Here is a 19,744-nt window from a genome sequence, read left to right on the forward strand (position 1 = left end):
GGCTCGGACGGGGCGGGCCGCAGCGCGAGTCCCGAGGCGGGCGACATGGCGAGCGGGACGGCCGTCGTGGCGGCCGTGGCCATGGCCGCGGCGAAGTACAGGGAGGGTAGGCCGAGACGTCGGGGCACGAGGTGCAAGGGTGCCTGTCGCGCAGCTCACAGGAACAACGGGACACGCCCTCGCGTCTATTCACGAGACCACTCTTTACCCAACGCATGACGAGAGGGGACTGATCCGGGGGATGAGCGGCGAGCCGCGGAAGTTCGAGCTGAGCATCCCGCAGATCCTGGGCAGCGCCCTGGCGGCGGTGACCGCCGCCGTGGCCGCGTCCTATCTCGGCGTGGCCGGCACGGTGATCGGCGCCGCGGTGGTCAGCATCGCGAGCACCGTCGCCACCGCCGTGTACACGCACTACCTCAAGCGCACCGAAGAACGGGTCAAGCAGCGCACGCTGGTCATCCGCCGTGAACCGCACGAGCCGGCGCCCGGCGAGCAAGAACCCGACGCCACGGCGCCGGACCCTACGGGGAGCGGCGGGAAGACGACTCTCGTGATGCCGGCCGTCGAGCAGCCGCGGCGCAGGCTCTCGTGGGTGAAGGTGGCGGGCGCCGCGGTGATCGTGTTCGCGGTCAGCATGGGCGGCATCCTCGCCTACCAGGGCGTCACCCGGCAGACCGTGCACGAGCAGGTCACCGGCAAGGTCCCGCACCAGGCGCGCGTGCAGCACGAGCCGCCGTCCCGGCAGGACGTGCCCGTGCCGTCCCACGACACACCGCCCCCGGCCGCCACGTACGAGCCGTCGAAGCCGTCACCCACGCCGACGCCGAGCACGAGCCCGCGGGAGACCCCGCCGCCGAGCGGCCGGCCGACGCGGGAGCCGGAGCCGCAGCCGAGCGACGACGTGGTGGAGCCGTCCCACGAGGCCACGAGCCCGCCGCCGCTGGAGGAACGGCCCGGCGACGTGGAGGAGGCGCCGACGCCCACCGCGCCGTCCGCGCCGGCGGAGGAGCAGACCGGCCCCGGCACCCCCGTGCGCTAACCGAGCACCGTCTCCAGGTAAGCGTTGCCGAACAGGCGCTCGGGGTCGAGGCGGTCGCGCAGGGCGGTGAAGTCGGCGAAGCGGGGATACACGCCGGCCAGGTACGCGGCGTCCCGGGTGTGCAGCTTGCCCCAGTGCGGGCGGCCGTCCAGCCGGGTCATGATCTCCTCGACGCCCGCGAAGTACGCCGGGTGGGGGGTCGGCCGGTAGACGTGGCAGGCGACGTACGCCGACGGCCGTCCGTACGCGGTGGACAGCCAGGCGCCGGAGGGCGGGGAGACGCGGACCTCCACCGGGAAGCTGATCTTCCAGTCCATCCGGTCGATCAGGTCGCGGGTCTCCCGCAGGGCCTGGCCGAGGCGTTCGCGCGGGATGGCGTACTCCGTCTCCAGGAAGCGCACGTCGCGCCGGGACGTGAAGACCTTGTACGAGGCGTCCACCCACGAGGAGTCGCCGAGCGCGGCGGCGCTGACGGCGTTGACGCGGGGGATCAGGCCCGGTAATCGGGCGCCGAGGGCGCAGGCGGCGCCGAAGACGGTGTTCTCCAGGAAGACGGTGTCGCGCCAGTGCGCGAACGCCCCCGGCGGCCGGGCCGGCCCCGGGTCGCGGTCGGCGGTCTTGACCAGGCAGGCGTCGGTGTGCGGCAGCCAGAAGAAGTCGAGGTGCTCGTGGGCGGAGGTCAGCTCGTCGAGTGAGGAGAGGATCTCGCCGAGGGCCATCCTGCGCCGCCGGTGCCGCAGCAGGAACGCGGGCTCCACCCGTAAGGTCACGGCCGTGAGCACGCCCAGCGCGCCCAGCCCCACGCGGGAGGCGTCGAAGAGGTGGTCGCCCGGCGCGACGGTCGCCACGGAGCCGTCGGCGAGCACCAGCTCCAGCTCGGCCACCTGGTCGGCGAGGCCGCCGCTGTCGCGCCCGGTGCCGTGGGTGCCCGTCTGGATGGCGCCGGCGACGGTCTGCTCGGCGATGTCGCCCATGTTCGCCAGGGCCAGGCCGCGGGCGGCGAGCAGCTCGTTCAGCACCCGCAGCGGCGTGCCGGCCAGCACGGTGACACGGTCGTCCGCGCACGAGCGCAGGCCGGTCAGCGCGTCGGGGCGGAGCATGAGGCCGTCGGTGAGGGCCACCCCGGTGAAGGAGTGACCCGTGCCGACCATGCGGACCCGCCGCCCGGAGGCGGCGGCGTCGCGCACGGCGCGTACGACGTCCTCGACGGAGGACGGCGTGCGGACCTCGGCGGGGGTGCCCGACTGGTTGCGCGACCAGTTCACGAACGCCACGGGCACCTCCAGAGCATCGTTCGGTCAGAGACCGACCATACTCACTGCTCCCAGCCCTCCGGGAGGGGGAAGGCGTCGCCGGGCTCCAGGCTCTCGCCCTTGATCACGTCGGAGACGGTCACGAGGTGGTAGCCCTTGTTCTGCAGGGTCTTGATGAGCGCGGGCATGCCGTCGACCGTCTGCTTCACCCAGTCGTGCATGAGGATGATGCCGTTCGGCTTGGCGACGGCCAGCGTCTGCTTCTGGATGGCGTCGACGTTCTTGAGGCTCCAGTCCTTGGAGCCGGCGGTCCACAGGATCTGCGGCATGCCGAACTGCTCGGCGATCTCCGAGACCCGGACGTCCGTCATGCCGTACGGCGGCCGCAGCAGCTTGGGCTCGACGCCCGCCGCCGCCTTCACCGCGTCCTGGGTCTTCTGGATCTCGTCCTTGATCGTCGCTTCACTGCTCTTGGTGAAGTCGGGGTGCTTGTAGCTGTGGTTGCCGAGCTCGTGCCCCTCGGCCGCCATGCGCTTGACGAACTTCGGACGGCTCTTCACGTACTGGCCCTCGAGGAAGAACGTCGCCTTGGCGTCGTACTTCTTCAGCGTGTCGAGCAGCGTCCCGGCGTACTGGCCGGGGCCGTCGTCGAACGTCAGGGCGAGGCACTTGACCTGGCTGCAGTCGACCGGTTCCTTCTTGGGATCCTGGGCGAAGGCGGGCGCCGGCGCAAGCGTGACGCAAACAGCCGCAATAGCTAGAAGTGAACTGATTTGTCGGGACATAACTAGTGCTTCCAGTGTGATGGGTGTTGCGAGGGATGTCCCGACGGTAGCGGATCAGTTCTTCGCCGGTGAAGGAGCCTCGGGAAGTCTCAGCAAACTCGAACCTCCGATGCCCACGACCACCGCGAGCAGCGCCGCCCCGAGCGAGAAGGCGAACGCGTCGGACGCGCCGACGGCCTCGGTGAGCCGTCCGCCGGCCCACGCGCCGATCGCCACGCCGAACCCGATCGCCGTCGAGATCCACGCCATGCCCTCGGTGAGCAGCGATGGCGGCACCAGGCGCTCGGTGAGCGAGAAGCCGGTGATGAGGGTGGGCGAGATGGCGAAACCGGCCAGGAACAGCGCGCCCGCCATGACCTTGAGGTCGCCGATGAACACGAGCGGCACCAGCCCCGCCGCGAACACGCCGAGCGCCCGGATGAACCGGCCGCGCAGCGAGATCTTCCAGTGCCGCGAGCCGAACCACAGCCCCGACACCATCGACCCGCCCGCGAACGCCGCCACCAGGAACCCGGCGGCCGACTTGGCCCCCTCCTCCTCGGCGAAGGCCACGGTGATGAGGTCGACCGACCCGAACACCGCGCCGAGCCCCAGGTAGACGCAGGCCAGCAGGGCGATGCCGGGGATGAGGATGGGCGTGCCGGAGACGGACCTGACGCCCCGCACGGGCGGCTGCGTGCTGCGCTGCGCCGCCAGCGCCATCGATCCGGCGAACATCGAGACCGTCGCGACGGCCAGCCCCGCGTACGGGTTCACGCCGGTGGCCAGCACCGTGACCAGCGCGGGCCCGGTGACGAAGATGACCTCGTCGATCACCGACTCGAACGCGAACGCGGTGTGCAGCTTGGCGGAGCCGCTGTGGATGTGCGTCCAGCGGGCGCGCACCATCGAGCCGAGCGAGAGCGAGCTGGCGCCGACCAGCAGGCCGGTGACGTACAGCGTCCAGTCGGCCGCGCCGAGACCGGCGCACAACATGAGGGCGACCAGCGACAACGCGTTGACCACGGCGAACGGCGGGATCACCCGGCTCTGCCCGAACCGGTCCACGAGCCTGCCGGTGAGGGGACCTGCCACGGCGAAGGCCACGTTGGTGACGGCGGCGACCGCGCCCGCGGCGGCGTACGAACCGGTCAGCGTGGAGATCAGCAGGATGATCCCGATGCCCTGCATCGACATCGGCATGCGGCCGAAGAACCCGGCCAGCACGAAGCCCTTGATGCCGGGCCCATCGAACAACCCCCGGTAAGGCCCGACCACCCAAGTTCCTCCTTACTTCAGCGACCTAACCATGGCGCACCGTATGTCCGGAAGGCAAGTCGATAAGCGGGGCTGTGGGTTAACGTGTCCCGAGTGTCCGGTCTTCCCTCGTTCCGAGCGGTCATGCTCATGGTCGTCGCGGTGCTCGCGGTCACGGCGGCGGCGGGAGGCATGATCGTCATCCTGGGTGACGACATGGTCAACACCGCCCAGGAGGATGTGCGCGGCCGGCCGCGCGTCCAGCAGTCGGCCTCCCCCCGGCTCGACCAGATCGTGCCCACCGCCCAGCCGGTGCAGGACTTCGGCCAGGGCGGCCCCGGCGTCACCGTGACGCCGCCGCGCGTGCTCGCCGTCGCCGGCGGCACGGTCCCCGAGCAGACCAGGCACCGGCTCGCGCAGCTGACGCACGTGCAGAAGGCGACCGTGGTGGACGCGGGCGCGGTCAAGATGTCGGGTACGGCCCTGAACCTCCTGGCCGTCGACCCGGCCGAGTTCCGCTCCTGGACGCCGCAGGCCGTCGCCGACGAGCCCGCCGTGTGGAGCGCGCTGGCCCGCGGCGAGCTGGTGGCCGACACCTCGGCGATGCGCAGGTTCGGGCTGATCCTCGGCGCGATGTACCAGGTGGACGGCGGCCCCCGGCTGCGCGCCGCCGCCTCCGCGCCGTTAGGGCTGCCCGGCGTGGACGGCATGATCAGCGCCGACCTCGGCAGGTCGCTCGGCTTCGCCCCGGACGTCGCGGTGCTGCTGCACGGCAAGCCCGGCGCGATCAGCGAGGCCAAGGTGCGCAGGCTGCTCGGCAAGGGCGCCCAGGTCGTCATGCTGGACGCCGCCGAGCGCGCCGCCAAGCAGCGGCAGTCCCAGCAGCAGTCCCCGCAACGGCCCCAGCAGCCTCAGGTCAGCGTCGGCCGCCCGTCCAGTTACCTCGACCTGTACAAGGCCGCCGCCACCCGCTGCCCCGGCCTGTCATGGACGGTGCTGGCCGCGATCGGACAGGTCGAGAGCAGCCACGGGCGCAACAACGGCCCGTCGAGCGCGGGCGCGCTCGGGCCCATGCAGTTCATGCCCGCCACCTGGAAGCACTACGGCGTCGACGGCGACGGGGACGGCAAGAAGGACATCTGGAGCCCGTACGACGCCGTGCCCGGCGCCGCCAACTACCTGTGCGCCAACAAGGCGGGCGAGGGCGGCGAACGCCTGCGCAAGGCGATCTGGTTCTACAACCATTCGTGGGACTACGTGAACAAGGTGATGGGCATCGCCGAGGCGTACGCGCGCACCTACGCCTGAGCCGCCTCGGCCTGGGGCCGCCGGCGGGGCGGCGGGCAGCAGGTGAGGGGGCAGGGCACCGGCTCCGGCTCGTCCATCAGCTCACGCACCATCTGGACGAAGCGCGGGTGCGTGCCGGCCGTCGCCGCGCGCTCCATCGGCAGGCCGAGCTCGGCGGCCACCTGCCTGGCCTCGGTGTCGAGGTCGTAGACGACCTCCATGTGGTCGGAGACGAACCCGATCGGCACCAGCACCACGGACGGCGCGCCGACCTTGCGCAGGTGGTCGCAGACGTCGGGCTCCAGCCACGGCACCTGCGGCGGGCCGCTGCGCGACTGCCACACCAGGTCCCACGGCTCGGTGCGGCCGAGCGCCTGGCTGACCAGCTCGCAGCTCCTGCGCAGCTGGGCTTCGTACAGCCCGCCGGACGGGCCGGCGGTCTCGGCCATGGAGACCGGGATGCTGTGGGCGGTGAACACCAGCCGCGCGTCGTCGCGGCCGAGCCGCTCCAGCGCGGCCCTGGTGTGGTCGGCCATCGCGGCCACGAAGCCCGGGTGCTCGCCGTAGTGGCGCAGCTTGACCAGCTCGGGACCGCCCTCGACGGAGATCCGCGCGATGTCCTCGTAGTACTGGCGGCAGCTGGAGTAGCCGGCGAACGCCGAGGTGGCGAAGACCGCGGCCTTCTTGACGCCGTCGGCCTTCATCTGCCGGACGGTGTCCTCCCCGAAGGGGTGCCAGTTGCGGTTGCCCCAGTAGACCGGGACGCCGGCCACCGGCCGCAGCGCCTCCACGAGGTCGCGGTTCTGCTGGTTGATCGGGCTGATCCCGCCGAAGCTCAGGTAGTGCTCGGCCACTTCGAGCAGCCGCTCGCGGGGCACACCGCGCCCGCGCACGACGTTCTCCAGGAAGGGCATCACGTCGTCGGGACCCTCGGGACCGCCGAACGACAGGACCAGCAAGGCGTCGTAATTTCCCACGTGACCACCCTATTCGCGCGAGGGTGTGGTCCCGCAGCGAGGAGCAGGCCGGGCGACGCGGCTTGTCCGGCGCGCGCGGTAGGTTCGGTGGAGTGAGCGCATTCAACGACATTCGTGACTACGTGGCCATCCCCCGGGTCCTCTCACTGCGGCTCTCGCCCGATGGCTCCAGGCTGATCTCGACCGTCCAGTCCCTGAACCCCGACGGCAAGTCGTACGGCACCGCCCTGTGGGCCGTGCCCGTGGACGGCGAGCCGTACCGGCTGACGCGCTCCGCGAAGGGCGAGTCGGCGGCCGTGTTCACCGCCTCCGGTGACGTGCTGTTCACCTCGGCCCGCCCCGACCCCACCGCCAAGGACTCCTCCGACGAGGTGCCCTCCCTGTGGCTGCTGCCGCGCGCCGGCGGCGAGGCCCGCCAGGTGGCGGCCCGGCCCGGCGGCATCGGGGCCGTGCGCACCGCGGGCGACGTGGTCGTGTTCGTCTCGGATGTGCTCGACGGCGAGGAGGCGGCCGAGGCCGACAGGCGCAAGGCCCGCAAGGACGCCGGGATCAGCGCGATCCTGCACGAGGGCTACCCGGTGCGCTACTGGGACCACGACCTCGGTCCCGGCCGGCCCCGGCTGTTCGCCGCCCGCCTCGGCGACGACCGGCTGGAGGACGTGCGCGACCTGACGCCCGACGCGGGAGACGCGCTGCGCCAGGGCACGTTCGAGCTGACGCCCGACGGCTCCACCGTGATCGCCATGTGGCGCAGCTACCTGCCGCAGGGCGAGTGGCGTACCGACCTGGTGGCCATCGACGTCGCCACCGGCGAGCGGCGGGTGCTGCTCACCGACGACGCTTATGACTTCGAGGGCCCGCTGGCCGTCTCACCCGACGGGGCCAGGGTCGCCTGCGCCCGCGACCGCCGTACCGGGCTGGAGGTCTCCGCGCGCAGCGAGCTGTGGATCGCCGACCTCGCCACCGGGGAGGGCGCCGCGTACGCGCCCGACCTGTTCCCGGCGGACATCACGTGGGCGCCCGACTCCTCGTCCGTCTACCTGGCGGCCGACCACCAGGGCCGGCGGCCCATCTTCCACGTGCCGCTGGACGGCGGCGAGGTGCGCAGGCTCACCGGCGACCACGGCGCCTACCTCGGCCTCGGCGCCTCTCCCGACGGCCGCTTCGTCTACGCGCTGCGCAGCGCCGTCGACCTGGCCCCCGGCCCGGCCCGCATCGACGTGGCCGACGGCGAGATCACCGACCTGCCCTCGCCCGCGCCGCGCCCGCAGGTGCCCGGCACGCTCACCGAGATCTCCGCCACCACCGACGACGGCGCCACCGTACGTGGCTGGCTCGCCCTGCCGGAGGGCGCCTCGGCCGCCGACCCTGCGCCGTTCGTGCTGTTCATCCACGGCGGCCCGATCGGCTCGTGGAACGACTGGCAGTGGCGCTGGCAGTCGTGGATCCTGGCCCAGCACGGATACGCCGTGCTCATGCCCGATCCGTGCATGTCCACCGGCTACGGCCAGGAGATGATCGACCGCGGCTGGGGCGACTGGGGCCCGCGCACCCAGGCCGACCTCGACGCGATCGTCGACGTGGCGCTGGCCAGGGACGACATCGACAGCGAGCGCATCGCCGCGATGGGCGGCTCGTTCGGCGGCTACATGGCCAACTGGCTCGCCGGCCACACCGACCGCTACAAGTGCATCGTCACCCACGCCTCGCTGTGGAACCTCGACCAGTTCGCCGGCACCACCGACGCCGCGATGTACTGGCAGCGCGAGTTCGGCGCGCCCGGCTCGGAGCGGTACGCGCTGCTGTCACCGCACCAGTCGCTCGACAAGATCACCACCCCGCTGCTCGTCATCCACGGCGACAAGGACTACCGCGTGCCGATCGGCGAGGCCCTGCGGCTGTGGTGGGACCTGCGGCGGACCGAGGTCGACGCCAAGTTCCTCTACTTCCCCGACGAGAACCACTGGATCCTCAAGCCCGGCAACATCGTCGCCTGGTACGAGACCGTTCTCGCCTTCCTCGGTCAGCACGTGCTCGGCCAGGAGTGGAAGCGCCCGGACTCGGTGGCCTGATGACCGACTTCCTGAGCCTGGCCGAGGACATCGCCCGCGAGGCGGGAGACATGCTGCTCGCCAAGCGGCCCACGATGTCCCGGGAGATCGAGACCAAGTCCAGCCCGACCGACGTCGTCACCGCGCTGGACAAGGCCTCGGAGGAGCTCATCCGCGAACGCATCCTGGCCGCCCGCCCCGGCGACCGCATCCTCGGCGAGGAAGGGGGAGAGGAGCCCGGCGACTCCGACGTGCGCTGGGTCGTCGACCCCATCGACGGCACCGTCAACTTCTTGTACGGCCTGCCCGAATGGGCGGTGTCGATCGCCGTCGAGGTGAAGGGCGAGGTCGTCGCCGGCGTCGTCAACGTGCCGGCCCGCGGCGAGGTCTACACCGCGGCGCTCGGCCGGGGCGCCTGGCTCGGCGACGTCCGGCTGCGCTGCAACACAGGCGTGCCGCTCGACCGCGCCCTGGTCGCCACCGGGTTCGGCTACTCCGCGGCCCGGCGCGCGGTGCAGGGCGAGGTGGTGGCGAAGGTGCTGGCCCGCGTACGCGACATCAGGCGCGGCGGCTCGTGCGCCATCGACCTGTGCTCGCTCGCCGCCGGCCGGGTGGACGCCTACTACGAGCGCGGCATCAACCCGTGGGACTACGCGGCGGCCGGCCTGGTGGCCACCGAGTCGGGCGCCCGGCTCGGCGGGCTGCACGGCCGGCCGGTCAGCCCGTCGTTCGCGGTGTGCGCCGCGCCCGGGTTGTTCGAGCAGCTGCACGACCTGCTGGTCTCGCTCGACCCCGAACGCGACGTCTGACCCGTCCCGACACCAGAAACGGCCGGAGCCTGTCGAAGGCTCCGGCCGTTTCTCCTGTGGTCAGCGGGGCAACGGGATGCCGTGATCGTCGGCCAGCCGTCGCAGGTCCTCGATCTCGGCGGTGAGCGTGTCGGCGAGATAGTCGTCGCCGGCGCTACGGGCCTCTCTGAGGCCCTTGTAAGCCTGGTCGAGGCGGTGTTCGATCGTGGTCGTGAACTCGCCCATCTCACCTACTCTCTCCGGGTCGTCCGTGTGGGGGGCGAAGTCATCCCCATTGCCGGATCATGCCCGGCCGATGGGTGTTCCGCAGGCATACCCCGGGTTCTCGCCCCCCGAAACATGAATTTCCGCACCGTGTGCCTCACCGTCGCGTCACCCACCCGTGGACATGCCTTACCGTGCGCTTATCGGCGCTGTGACCACAATGAGTCACCAGAATCGGAGAGAGGTGTTCCAGGCGTGCGCGTGCTGGTGGTGGAGGACGAGCGGGTGCTCGCCGACGCGATCGCGACGGGTCTGCGGCGTGAGGCCATGGCGGTCGACGTGGCCTACGACGGCGGGGGCGCCCTCGAGCGGACCTCGTACATCGACTATGACGTCATCGTGCTCGACCGCGACCTGCCGGTGGTGCACGGCGACGAGGTGTGCCGGCGGCTGGTGGAGCAGCGCTCCGCGTCGCGCATCCTCATGCTGACGGCCTCCGGCGACGTGGACGACAAGGTGGAGGGGCTCGGCCTGGGGGCCGACGACTACCTCGCCAAGCCGTTCGTCTTCATCGAGCTGGTGGCGCGGATCCGGGCGCTCGGCCGCCGCTCCGCGCCCCCGCTGCCGCCCGTCCTGGAGCGGGCCGGGATCCGGCTCGACCCGGGCAAGCGGCTCGTGGAGCGCGACGGCAAGGAGGTCGTGCTCACCAAGAAGGAGTTCGCGGTCCTGGAGGAGCTGATGCGCGCCGAGGGCGCCGTCGTCAGCCAGGAGGACCTGCTCGACAAGGCGTGGGACGAGAACATCGACCCGTTCACCAACGTGGTGCGGGTGACGATGATGACGTTGCGGAAGAAGCTGGGCGAGCCTCAGGTGATCGAGACCGTGCCCGGCGTGGGGTACAAGCTGTGAGCCAGTGATGAACGAGCGGCCAGAACGACAGGCAGGGCCGACGCACCCGATGATCAGCCCGCATTCGGCCAGGAAGGCGACCCGCGTGCAGGAACCGCCACCGCCCAGCGGCCCGCTCGCCTGGGACGGGCCGCCCCCGCCCGGCAGGCCGCCGGTCCAGCGCACCACGATGGAGCGTATGCGTGCGCTCCCCGGGAAGGTCAGCATCCGCTGGCGGCTGACCATCACCTATGGGGCGCTGGTCTTCGTGGCGTCGGCGGTGCTGCTCTTCTCGGTCTACTCGATCGTCGCCCAGGCCATCGCCAGGAACTGGCCCGACCTCAACTGGCCGACGCCGAGCGACGAGATCATCTGGGCCCGGGCCCGGGAGGGCGCGGTCGCGGCCGCCCAGGACGCCGTGCTGCGCAGCGCCGTGATGGCGTTGATCGGTGTGGGCATCCTGTCGCTCATCATCGGGTACTTCGTCGCCGACCGGGCGATGCGGCCGGTGGCGCGGATGACCGGCACGGCGCGCAAGCTCTCCGAGAGCACGCTCGCCCACCAGCGCATCGCCCTCGAAGGCCCCAACGACGAGCTGAAGGAGCTGGCCGACACCTTCGACGCCATGCTCACCCGGCTCAACGTCGCCTTCGACACCCAGCGCAGGTTCGTGGCCAACGCCTCCCACGAGCTGCGCACCCCCCTCACCATCAACCGGACGGTGCTGGAGATCGCGCTGTCCGATCCGCAGGCGTCGGAGGACCTCAAGGCGCTCGGCCGTACGCTGCTCGAGGTCAACGCGCGCAACGAGAAGCTCATCGAGGGCCTGCTGCTGCTCGCCAGGAGCGAACGCGAGCTCGCCGTGCGCAAGCCGCTCGACGTCCGGGAGGTCGCCCAGACGGCCGTGGAGCAGGTCCTGCCCTTCGCCGAGGAAAACGGTGTCACGCTGACCATCGATCTGGTCAGCGCGCCTACCGTGGGCGATCCGGTGCTCCTGGAGCGCTCCGTCAGCAACCTGCTCGAGAACGCTGTGAAGTACAACATTCCCGAAAACGGAAAAGTCTGGATCCGTACGGGAATGGTGGACGGTGCCTTGGTTGTTCAGGTGGCCAACACGGGACAGCACGTTCCGGCGTACGAGGTGAACAGCCTCTTCGAGCCGTTCAGGAGGCTCCATGCCGACCGCGTGGATTCAGCCAAGGGATCGGGTCTGGGGTTGTCCATCGTCCGTGCGGTGGTGCAGGCACACGGCGGAAATGTGGCCGCCGTGCCGCGTGACGGAGGAGGGCTCGTCGTGACCATGAGGCTGCCGAGCCGCTGACACGGATACCGCTGGTGCTTCGTCCGCGTGTTGATGTACGGGGGGCGTCTCGTTCTCGCCGCACATGTGGTTGGATGTGCCGTCGAACACGGTGGAGCATGACGCCAAGGCTGTGGGTTTCGCCATATTTGGCTAACCATTGCCATCGGCGGCACGCACTGACGTGTTGGGAGGTTCGTTGTCCGTTCTCGCGGGGTACCGATGGGAAATCTCCGCGGCGGAACGGGCACAAGACGGGTCTCCCGGACGTTAGAAGACGCGCGACGAGCGCGACGACATATAGATGAGGGGGATGGAGTAAGCACAATGGCTACCGACTACGACAGCCCGCGCAAGACAGACGACGACCTTGGTGAGGACAGTCTGCAGGAGCTGCAGGCGCGGCGCACCGACAAGTCGTCCGGCAGCATCGACATCGACGAGACCGACCTGGCCGAGTCGCTGGAGCTGCCCGGTGCGGATCTGTCGAACGAAGAGCTCTCCCTGCGGGTGATCCCCCGTCAGGCCGACGAGTTCACCTGCGCGCGGTGCTTCCTGGTGCACCACCGGAGCCAGCTGGCCTCCGAGAAGAACGGCCAGCAGGTCTGCCGGGAGTGCGCCGCCTGACGATGGGGGCGAAGGAGCTCGGGGCCGCAAAGCCCTGAGCGGTCGCGACCACAGGACGGAGGCATCGCGTGGCGGAACCAGGCAAAGACCACCAGACGAGCAAGGAGATCGCCGACCCCGATCGCGAGGTCGGCGAGCTCGTGGGCAAGCTCGCCGAGCCGGGCGAGCTCGAGCCGGCCGAGCGGCGCAGGCTGCTCGGCCGACTAGCCCAGGCCCTCTCCGAGGGCGCGAAGAGGGCCCGGCGCAACGGCGCGGGCCGCGGCCGCTGGCTGGCAGACGTCTTCCTCAACATCGCGCCGCGCATCCCCATCCGAGACCTGCACACCCTCTCCGAGCACCACCACGGGCTCACCGGCGAGCAACTCGCCGACGACCTGGTGCGCACCGCCCAGAAGGGCACGATGACCGTCGGCGCCATCGGCGGAGCGCTGGCCGCGGCCGAGTTCGCGGCGCCACCCCTCCTGCTCTCCGCCCCGGCCCAGCTCGTCGCCGAGACCATCGTCGTCGCCGCCATCGAGGTCAAGCTCCTGGCCGAGCTGCACGAGGTCTACGGTGTCCGCGTCGACGGCACCGGCACCCAGCGCGCGATCGTCTTCGCCTCCGCCTGGGCCAAGCAGCGCGGCATCGACCCGCTCGCTCCCACGTCCGTCTCCCTCGCTCTCGGCGCCGCCACCAAGACCGCCCTGCGCAACCGCCTCATGCGGACGCTGGGCCGCCATCTGACCACGTTCGGCCCGTTCCTCACCGGGGCCGTCGCGGGCGGCACGCTCAACCGGATCGCCACCAAGAAGCTGGCGGAGGCGGTCCGCGCCGACCTGCGCGTCAAGCTGCCCCCGGCGGCGGACCGCCCCGAGATCGGGCGGGATTAGACCCGCAGACCCCCGAAGGCCATCTTCAGCAGCGCGTCGGCCAGGTCGTCGGCCGAGGCCCCGCGCGCCGGCTGGTACCACTCGCTGATCGAGGTGACGGCGCCGAACAGCAGCCGCGTCACCAGCGCCGGATCCACGTCGGGCCGGATGTCGCCCTCGGCCGCCGCCTCGGTGACCAGGCGGCCGATGAACCGGTCGAACTCCCGCCGCCGCTCCAGCGCCGCCTGCTCGGTGCCGCTGTTGCCGCGCACCCGCAGCAGCAGCGTGACGTACGGCAGCCGGTCGACGAGGATGCGCACGCTCTGCCGGACCACCCACTCCAGGCGTTCGATGGCCGTGCCCGAGGCCGCGCGCTCGTCGGCCATCAGCTCGAACAGCCCGTCCAGCGCCCGGTCGAGGGCCCGCGCGAGCAGTTGCTCCTTGCCCGGCACGTGGTAGTAGATCGCCGACTTGGTCACGCCGAGCGCCCTGGCCAGGTCCTCCATGCTCGTCCCGTCGTAGCCGCGCTCGTTGAAGACGCCCACGGCGATGGACAGCACCGACTCGGGGTCGTGCCCCCGTTTGCGGTGACGGGTGGGGGTCGGGGTGGCCATGTCGTCAATTATCCCGCTTGTCGATGACTCGTTTGAGCTTGCCCACCGACCGCTCCAGCGTCTCCGGGTCCACCACCTCCACCTCGACGCTCACACCGACGCTCTCCTTGACCGCCCGGCCCAGCTCCTGACCCGCCTTGGCGCGGTCGCCGCGGAAGCCCGGCCGCGCCTCCACGCGTACCGTCATCACGTCGAGCCGCTCCGGACGGGTCAGGTGCAGCTGGAAGTGCGGCGACAGGCCCTCCGTGCGCAGCACCAGCTCCTCGACCTGCGTCGGGAACACGTTCACGCCGCGCACGATGATCATGTCGTCGGTACGCCCGGTCACCCGCGCCATGCGCCGGAACGCCGGCCGCGCGGTGCCCGGCAGCAGCCTGGTCAGGTCGCGCGTGCGGTAGCGGATGACCGGCATCGCCTCCTTGGTCAGGCTCGTCAGCACCAGTTCGCCCTCGTCGGCGGGCTCCCCGGTGAACGGGTCGACGGTCTCGGGGTAGAAGTGGTCCTCCCAGATGTGCAGGCCGTCCTTGCTCTCGACGCACTCGCAGGCCACGCCCGGCCCCATCACCTCCGACAGGCCGTAGATGTCGACGGCGTGCAGGCCGAAGCTCTCCTCGATCTCCGCGCGCATCTCCTCGGTCCACGGCTCGGCGCCGAAGATGCCGATGCGCGGGGACGACGCGCGCGGGTCCAGCCCCTGCACGGCGAACTCGTCCAGCAACGCCAGCAGGTACGACGGCGTCATCATCACGATGTCGGGCCGCAGGTCGGCGATGAGGCGCACCTGCCGGGGCGTCATGCCGCCCGAGACCGGCACCACCGTGCAGCCCAGCCGCTCGGCCCCGTAGTGCGCGCCGAGGCCCCCGGTGAACAGCCCGTAGCCGTAGGCCACGTGCACGACGTCGCCGGGCCGCCCGCCGGAGGCGCGGATCGAGCGCGCCATCAGGTCGGCCCAGACGTCGATGTCCCGCCTGGTGTAGCCGACCACGGTGGGGGCGCCGGTCGTGCCGCTGGAGGCGTGGATGCGCACGACCTGCTCCCGTGGCACGGCGAACATCCCGTACGGGTAGCAGCTGCGCAGGTCCTCCTTCGTGGTGAAGGGGAACGACACCAGGTCGTCCGGCGACCGGCAGTCGGACGGGCGCACGCCGGCCTCGTCGAACTTGCGCCGGTAGAGCGGCACGTTGGCGTAGGCGTAGGCGAGCGTGTGCCGCAGGCGTTCGAGTTGCAGCGCCACGAGCTCGTCGCGGGACACGCGCTCGAGCGGGTCGAGCTCCTGCGGCGCGGGGGGATCGCCGAGTCTCATCTGCGTCCTCGTCTCAGTGTCGTCGTCTCAGTGTCCTCATCAGCCGCCTGCGGTGGCGGCCGTCATGCGACGCGGCGCTCTCCGACGCAGGTCTGCCTTGTCTACTGACCGAATGTTCGGTAAACACTTCATCGTCCGGACGATCCCTGTCAAGAGGGTGAAGATGATGTTCGAGCAGCACCGCGAGACCCTGGAGAAGGCGCTGGCGGCCATCGCGGAGCGCGGCCACTGGAGCGCCTTCCCCGAGTCGCCGAGCCCGCGCGTCTACGGCGAGGGGGCCGCCGAGCGGGGCAGGGAGGCGTTCGCGTCGCTGCTCGGCAAGCGGTTCCCGCTGGACCAGCCGGGCACGGGCGCCTGGATCGGCGCGGAGCGGTCGCCGTACGGGATCGACCTGGGGGTCACCTATCCCGAGCCCGCGGTGGAGGAGCTGGTCGCGGCGGCGCGGGCGGCGATGCCGGCCTGGCGCGACGCCGGGCCGCCGGCCCGCGCGCTCACCTGCGTCGAGATCGTCCACCGGATCAACCGGCGCGGCTTCGAGCTGGCCGAGGCCGTGCGGCACACGACCGGACAGGCGTTCGTCATGGCCTTCCAGGCCGGCGGGCCGCACGCGCAGGACCGCGCCCTGGAGGCCGTCGCCTACGGCTACGCCGCCATGACCGCCGCGGCCGACGCCGCCCGCTGGGAGAAGCCGGCCAAGGGCGAGCCGCTGGTCATGGACAAACGCTTCACGGTGGTGCCGCGCGGGGTCGCGCTGGTGATCGGCTGCAACACGTTCCCGACCTGGAACGCCTACCCGGGACTGTTCGCCTCGCTGGTCACCGGCAACCCGGTGATCGTCAAGCCGCACCCGCGGGCCGTGCTGCCGCTCGCCATCACCGTCCAGGTGGCCCGCGAGACGCTGGCGGAGGCCGGGTTCGACCCCGCGCTCGTGTCGCTGGCCGTCGAGGAGGGGCGGGGCCTGGCCACCGAGCTCGCCACCCATCCCGCCGTCCGCGTCATCGACTTCACCGGCTCCACCGAGTACGGCGAATGGCTGGAGCGCAACGCCCGCCAGGCCCTCGTGCACACCGAGAAGGCGGGCGTGAACACGGTCGTCGTCGACTCCACCGACTCCTGGCGGGGCATGCTGGGCAACCTGGCGTTCTCGTTGTCGCTCTACAGCGGCCAGATGTGCACCGCGCCGCAGAACATCCTCGTCCCCGCCGGCGGCATCGAGACCGACGAGGGGCATAAAAGCTTCGACGAGGTGGCCTCGGGGCTCGCCGCCGCGGTCGGCCGGCTGCTCGGCGACGACGCCCACGCGGTGGAGCTGACCGGCGCCCTGGTCAATTCCGACGTGCAGGCCCGGGTGGAGGCAGCGCCGACGCTGGGCGAGGTGGTGCTGGCGTCGCGGGCGGTCAAGCACCCGGAGTTCCCGGACGCGGTGATCCGGACACCGGTCATCGTGCGGATGGATCCCGAAAAAACCGATATTTACGGACGCGAGCATTTCGGGCCGATCTCGTTCCTCATCCCCACCGGATCCACGCGGGAGAGCCTCGACCTCCTGCGGCGCACGATCACCGCCCGCGGCGCACTCACCGCCTCGGTCTACTCGACCTCCGCCGACGTGCTCGACGCGGCCGAACGCGCCGCCCTCGACGCGGGCGTCAACCTGTCGTGCAACCTCACCGGAGGCGTCTACGTCAACCAGTCGGCCGCGTTCAGCGACTACCACGGCACGGGCGCCAACCCCGCAGCCACCGCCTCGCTCACCGACCCCGGCTACGTCGCGGGCCGTTTCCACCTGGTGCAGTCCCGGCGACCGGCGCGCTCATGAAGGTCGCGGTCATCGGCGGGGGCCGCATGGGCTCCGGGATCGCACAGGTCTTCCTCGTCAGGGGCGACCACGTCACCGTCCAGGAGCCGCTCGCGGAGCAGGCGTGGCGGCGCGTCGCCGACGGGCTGGCCATCGCCGCCTCCAAGGGCCTGGCGGACCGCGACGAGGCCCTGGCCAGGCTCACCATGGACACCGTGCCGCCCGACGCCGAGCTGGTGGTCGAGGCGGTGCCCGAGGACGCCGCGCTCAAGATCCGCATCCTGGCCGAGGCCGAGGCGCGCGTCTCCCACGACGCCCTGCTGGCCAGCAACACCAGCTCGTTGTCCATCGCCGAGCTGGCCGCCGCGCTCGACCGTCCGGAGCGCCTCATCGGCCTGCACTTCTTCAACCCGGTGCCCGTCCAGCGCCTGGTGGAGATCGTCGTCACCGCCGCCACGCCGCCCGACGTGCTGGACCGGGCCCGGCGGGTCGTGGCGGGCCTCGGCAAGACGGGCGTCGTGGTCAACGACTCGCCCGGGTTCGCCACCAGCCGGCTCGGTGTGCTGCTCGGGCTGGAGGCCATCCGCATGGTGGAGGAGGGCGTGGCCTCCGCCGAGGACATCGACACGGCCATGACCCTCGGCTACGGCCACCCGATGGGCCCGCTCAGGCTCGGCGACCTCGTCGGGCTCGACGTACGGCTGGCCATCGCCGAATACCTGCACGCGAAGCTCGGGCCTCGCTTCGAGCCGCCCCGGCTGCTGCGCGAGAAGGTGGCCGCCGGCGAGCTGGGACGCAAGAGCGGCAAGGGATTCTACGCATGGTGAGAACGACCTGATCATTCGGCAGAGTGGAGGAGCGATGGCCAAGCCGTTCGCCTCGTCGGCAGACCTCGGAGACAAGCGGCAGTCCCTGGAGGTGCTCGCCGACGGCGTCTACGCGCTCACGGCCGAGGGCGACCCCAACGTGGGCGCGATCGAGGGCGAGGACTTCCTCGTCTGCTTCGAGGCGCTCGCCACACCGGTGGCCGCCCGGGCGTGGCTGGCCAGGCTGCGCGAGCACACCGGCAAGCCGGTCCGCTACCTGGTCCTGTCCCACTACCACGCGGTCAGGGTGCTCGGCGCCTCCGCGTTCGGCGCCGACGTGATCGTGGCGCACGAGAAGACCCGCGAGCTGATCGCCGAGCGCGGCGAGCAGGACTGGGCCAGCGAGTACGCCCGCATGCCCCGCCTGTTCAAGGAGCCCGAGTCGATCCCCGGGCTGACGTGGCCGACGGCGACGTTCAGCGACCGGTTCACCATCGACCTGGGCGGCGGGCGCGGCGACCTGGTGCTGCACCACTGCGGACGCGGTCACACCGAGGGCGACCTGGTCGCCTGGCTGCCGGAGCGGCGCATCCTGTTCGCCGGCGACCTGGTCGAGTCGCAGGCCGCCCTCTACACCGGCGACGCCTTCCACCGCGAGTGGGCCTCCGCGACGCTCGACCGGGTGGCGTCGTTCGGGGCCGAGACGCTGGTCGGCGGCAGGGGAGCGGTGGCCAGGGGCAAGGACGGCGTGGCGGCGGCCATCGGGCAGACCCGCGACTTCCTGACGGTGATGTTGCGCGAGGTCGGCGCGGCCGATTCGCTGAAGGAGGCGTTCGCGCGCACGCACCGGGCGCTGGCGCCCCGCTACGGCTCCTGGCCGATCTTCGAGCACTGCCTGCCGTTCAACGTCTCGCGCCTCTGGGACGAACTGCACGGGATCGAACGTCCGCGCGTGTGGACCGCCGAACGCGACCGCCAGGTCTGGAACGAGCTGCAGTCGTGAGGCGCGACACCGACGCCCAGGTCATCGTGATCGGGGCCGGGCCCGTGGGGCAGAGCGCCGCGCTGCTGCTGGCCCGGTGGGGCATCCAGGTGCTGGTGCTCGACCAGCGGCCGGGCCGGGGCCGGGGCGGGTCGAAGTCGATCTGCCAGCAGCGCGACGTGCTCGACATCTGGGCCGCCGCGGGCGCGGGCAAGATCGCCGAGGAGGGTCTGGCGTGGACCACCGCCCGCACCTACTACCGCGACCGCGAGTTGTCGTCCTGGTCGTTCGAGCGCGACGGCACGCTGCCGGCGTGCGTGAACATCTCGCAGAGCCGCACGGAGCAGATCCTCGACGAGGCCATCGCCGGACAGCCGCTCATCGAGGTCCGCTGGGACCACGAGGTGACCGGGCTGACGCAGGACTCCTCCGGGGTGAGCGTGCGCTGCGGCCAGCGGGTGCTGCGGGCGCCGTACGTGCTGGCCTGCGCGGGGGCGCGGGCGCAGGGGCTGCGGTCGGCGGCCGGGGTGAGCTTCTCGGGGGAGTCGTTCGACGACCAGTTCCTCATCTGCGACGTCAAGACGGAGCTGCCCGGCTGGGAGGACGAGCGGCGCTTCTACTTCGACCCGGTGTGGAACCCGGGCCGGCAGGTGCTCATCCATCCGTGTCCAGGGGGCATGTACCGGATCGACTGGCAGATCGCGCCCGACTTCATCCCGACAAAGGATGACATCGCTCGGAAAATTCGGAAGATTATCGGGGATCGGCCGTACGAGCTGATCTGGCACAGCACCTACCGCTTCCACGCGCGCCTGGCCTCCCGGATGCGCGCCGGGCGGATGCTGCTGGCGGGCGACTGCGCCCACCTGCTGGCGCCGTTCGGGGCTCGGGGCCTCAACTCGGGCGTGGCCGACGCCGAGAACGCCGCCTGGAAACT

General features: G+C 71.4%; 19 protein-coding genes. 12 read left to right on the top strand and 7 right to left on the bottom strand.

All coding sequences use genetic code 11. The features are described 5' to 3' along the window. The first annotated feature begins 241 nt into the window (after positions 1–241). Complete coding sequence (locus C1J01_RS31280) at positions 242–1,039, top strand: hypothetical protein (protein WP_111182572.1); 798 nt, start codon at positions 242–244, stop codon at positions 1,037–1,039. Here the strand turns inward: C1J01_RS31280 and C1J01_RS31285 are convergent. Genes C1J01_RS31285 through C1J01_RS31295 form a run of 3 tightly spaced genes read right to left on the bottom strand, consistent with a single transcriptional unit; the run spans position 1,036 to position 4,334 of the window. Next, positions 1,036–2,313, bottom strand: coding sequence for a D-arabinono-1,4-lactone oxidase (locus C1J01_RS31285; RefSeq protein ID WP_111182585.1), 1,278 nt, complete (start codon positions 2,311–2,313; stop codon positions 1,036–1,038). The two genes, C1J01_RS31280 and C1J01_RS31285, sit on opposite strands and share 4 nt — an antisense overlap. Before the next feature lie 41 nt (positions 2,314–2,354). After that, positions 2,355–3,077 (bottom strand): polysaccharide deacetylase family protein, encoded by a 723-nt coding sequence (locus C1J01_RS31290; protein WP_111182573.1) that lies wholly within the window; start codon positions 3,075–3,077, stop codon positions 2,355–2,357. A 54-nt stretch (positions 3,078–3,131) separates the two neighbouring features. Continuing rightward, positions 3,132–4,334 carry an MFS transporter gene (locus C1J01_RS31295; RefSeq protein ID WP_111182574.1) on the bottom strand — a complete coding sequence of 401 codons (1,203 nt, stop codon included), beginning with the start codon at positions 4,332–4,334 and terminating at the stop codon, positions 3,132–3,134. Positions 4,335–4,427: 93 nt separating this feature from the next. Between C1J01_RS31295 and C1J01_RS31300 the strand changes: the two genes are divergently transcribed. Further along, positions 4,428–5,621, top strand: coding sequence for a lytic transglycosylase domain-containing protein (locus C1J01_RS31300; RefSeq protein ID WP_111182575.1), 1,194 nt, complete (start codon positions 4,428–4,430; stop codon positions 5,619–5,621). On the opposite strand, the gene C1J01_RS31305 is transcribed toward C1J01_RS31300, so the two are convergent. Next, on the bottom strand, positions 5,612–6,577 hold the full coding sequence (locus tag C1J01_RS31305; RefSeq protein ID WP_111182576.1) for a ferrochelatase: 966 nt from the start codon (positions 6,575–6,577) through the stop codon (positions 5,612–5,614). The genes C1J01_RS31300 and C1J01_RS31305 overlap by 10 nt on opposite strands. A 92-nt stretch (positions 6,578–6,669) precedes the next feature. On the opposite strand from C1J01_RS31305, the gene C1J01_RS31310 reads away from it, so the two are divergent. Next, positions 6,670–8,649, top strand: coding sequence for a S9 family peptidase (locus tag C1J01_RS31310; RefSeq protein ID WP_111182577.1), 1,980 nt, complete (start codon positions 6,670–6,672; stop codon positions 8,647–8,649). Then, positions 8,649–9,437 carry an inositol monophosphatase family protein gene (locus tag C1J01_RS31315; protein WP_111182578.1) on the top strand — a complete coding sequence of 263 codons (789 nt, stop codon included), beginning with the start codon at positions 8,649–8,651 and terminating at the stop codon, positions 9,435–9,437. The genes C1J01_RS31310 and C1J01_RS31315 overlap by 1 nt, the downstream gene beginning before the upstream one ends. 60 nt (positions 9,438–9,497) lie before the next feature. Here C1J01_RS31315 and C1J01_RS50255 read toward each other — a convergent pair whose 3' ends face one another. Next, complete coding sequence (locus tag C1J01_RS50255; RefSeq protein ID WP_181449058.1) at positions 9,498–9,662, bottom strand: hypothetical protein; 165 nt, start codon at positions 9,660–9,662, stop codon at positions 9,498–9,500. A gap of 234 nt (positions 9,663–9,896) precedes the next feature. Here C1J01_RS50255 and C1J01_RS31320 point away from each other — a divergent pair, with 234 nt between their 5' ends. From C1J01_RS31320 to C1J01_RS31335, 4 genes are all read left to right on the top strand, one after another. Then, positions 9,897–10,550: a response regulator transcription factor gene (locus C1J01_RS31320; RefSeq protein ID WP_111182579.1), complete on the top strand. Its 654-nt coding sequence runs from the start codon at positions 9,897–9,899 to the stop codon at positions 10,548–10,550. 49 nt (positions 10,551–10,599) lie between these two features. Beyond that, on the top strand, positions 10,600–11,850 hold the full coding sequence (locus C1J01_RS31325) for a sensor histidine kinase (protein WP_111182580.1): 1,251 nt from the start codon (positions 10,600–10,602) through the stop codon (positions 11,848–11,850). Positions 11,851–12,156: 306 nt separating this feature from the next. Beyond that, positions 12,157–12,456 (top strand): DUF4193 domain-containing protein, encoded by a 300-nt coding sequence (locus C1J01_RS31330; RefSeq protein WP_049570503.1) that lies wholly within the window; start codon positions 12,157–12,159, stop codon positions 12,454–12,456. A 68-nt stretch (positions 12,457–12,524) separates the two neighbouring features. After that, positions 12,525–13,325 carry a hypothetical protein gene (locus tag C1J01_RS31335; RefSeq protein WP_235854790.1) on the top strand — a complete coding sequence of 267 codons (801 nt, stop codon included), beginning with the start codon at positions 12,525–12,527 and terminating at the stop codon, positions 13,323–13,325. On the opposite strand, the gene C1J01_RS31340 is transcribed toward C1J01_RS31335, so the two are convergent. Together C1J01_RS31340 and paaK are read right to left on the bottom strand one after the other, a co-directional pair. Then, a complete protein-coding gene (locus C1J01_RS31340; RefSeq protein ID WP_111182581.1) occupies positions 13,322–13,918 on the bottom strand; it encodes a TetR/AcrR family transcriptional regulator in 597 nt (198 codons plus the stop codon). The genes C1J01_RS31335 and C1J01_RS31340 overlap by 4 nt on opposite strands. Before the next feature lie 4 nt (positions 13,919–13,922). Beyond that, positions 13,923–15,221 carry a phenylacetate--CoA ligase PaaK gene (gene paaK, locus C1J01_RS31345; RefSeq protein ID WP_111182582.1) on the bottom strand — a complete coding sequence of 433 codons (1,299 nt, stop codon included), beginning with the start codon at positions 15,219–15,221 and terminating at the stop codon, positions 13,923–13,925. Positions 15,222–15,333: 112 nt separating this feature from the next. Here paaK and paaN point away from each other — a divergent pair, with 112 nt between their 5' ends. From paaN to C1J01_RS31365, 4 genes are all read left to right on the top strand, one after another. Further along, positions 15,334–17,040, top strand: coding sequence for a phenylacetic acid degradation protein PaaN (paaN, locus tag C1J01_RS31350; RefSeq protein ID WP_235854791.1), 1,707 nt, complete (start codon positions 15,334–15,336; stop codon positions 17,038–17,040). Next, positions 17,037–17,846 (top strand): 3-hydroxyacyl-CoA dehydrogenase family protein, encoded by an 810-nt coding sequence (locus C1J01_RS31355; protein WP_111182583.1) that lies wholly within the window; start codon positions 17,037–17,039, stop codon positions 17,844–17,846. The genes paaN and C1J01_RS31355 overlap by 4 nt, the downstream gene beginning before the upstream one ends. A 34-nt stretch (positions 17,847–17,880) precedes the next feature. After that, complete coding sequence (locus C1J01_RS31360; RefSeq protein ID WP_111182584.1) at positions 17,881–18,828, top strand: MBL fold metallo-hydrolase; 948 nt, start codon at positions 17,881–17,883, stop codon at positions 18,826–18,828. Then, a partial coding sequence (locus tag C1J01_RS31365) for an FAD-dependent oxidoreductase (protein WP_146615784.1) occupies positions 18,825–19,744 on the top strand: 920 nt, incomplete at its 3' end. The genes C1J01_RS31360 and C1J01_RS31365, both read left to right, overlap by 4 nt.

The organism is Nonomuraea aridisoli (assembly GCF_003236395.1).
In the GTDB taxonomy this organism is placed as follows: Bacteria; Actinomycetota; Actinomycetes; order Streptosporangiales; family Streptosporangiaceae; genus Nonomuraea; species Nonomuraea aridisoli.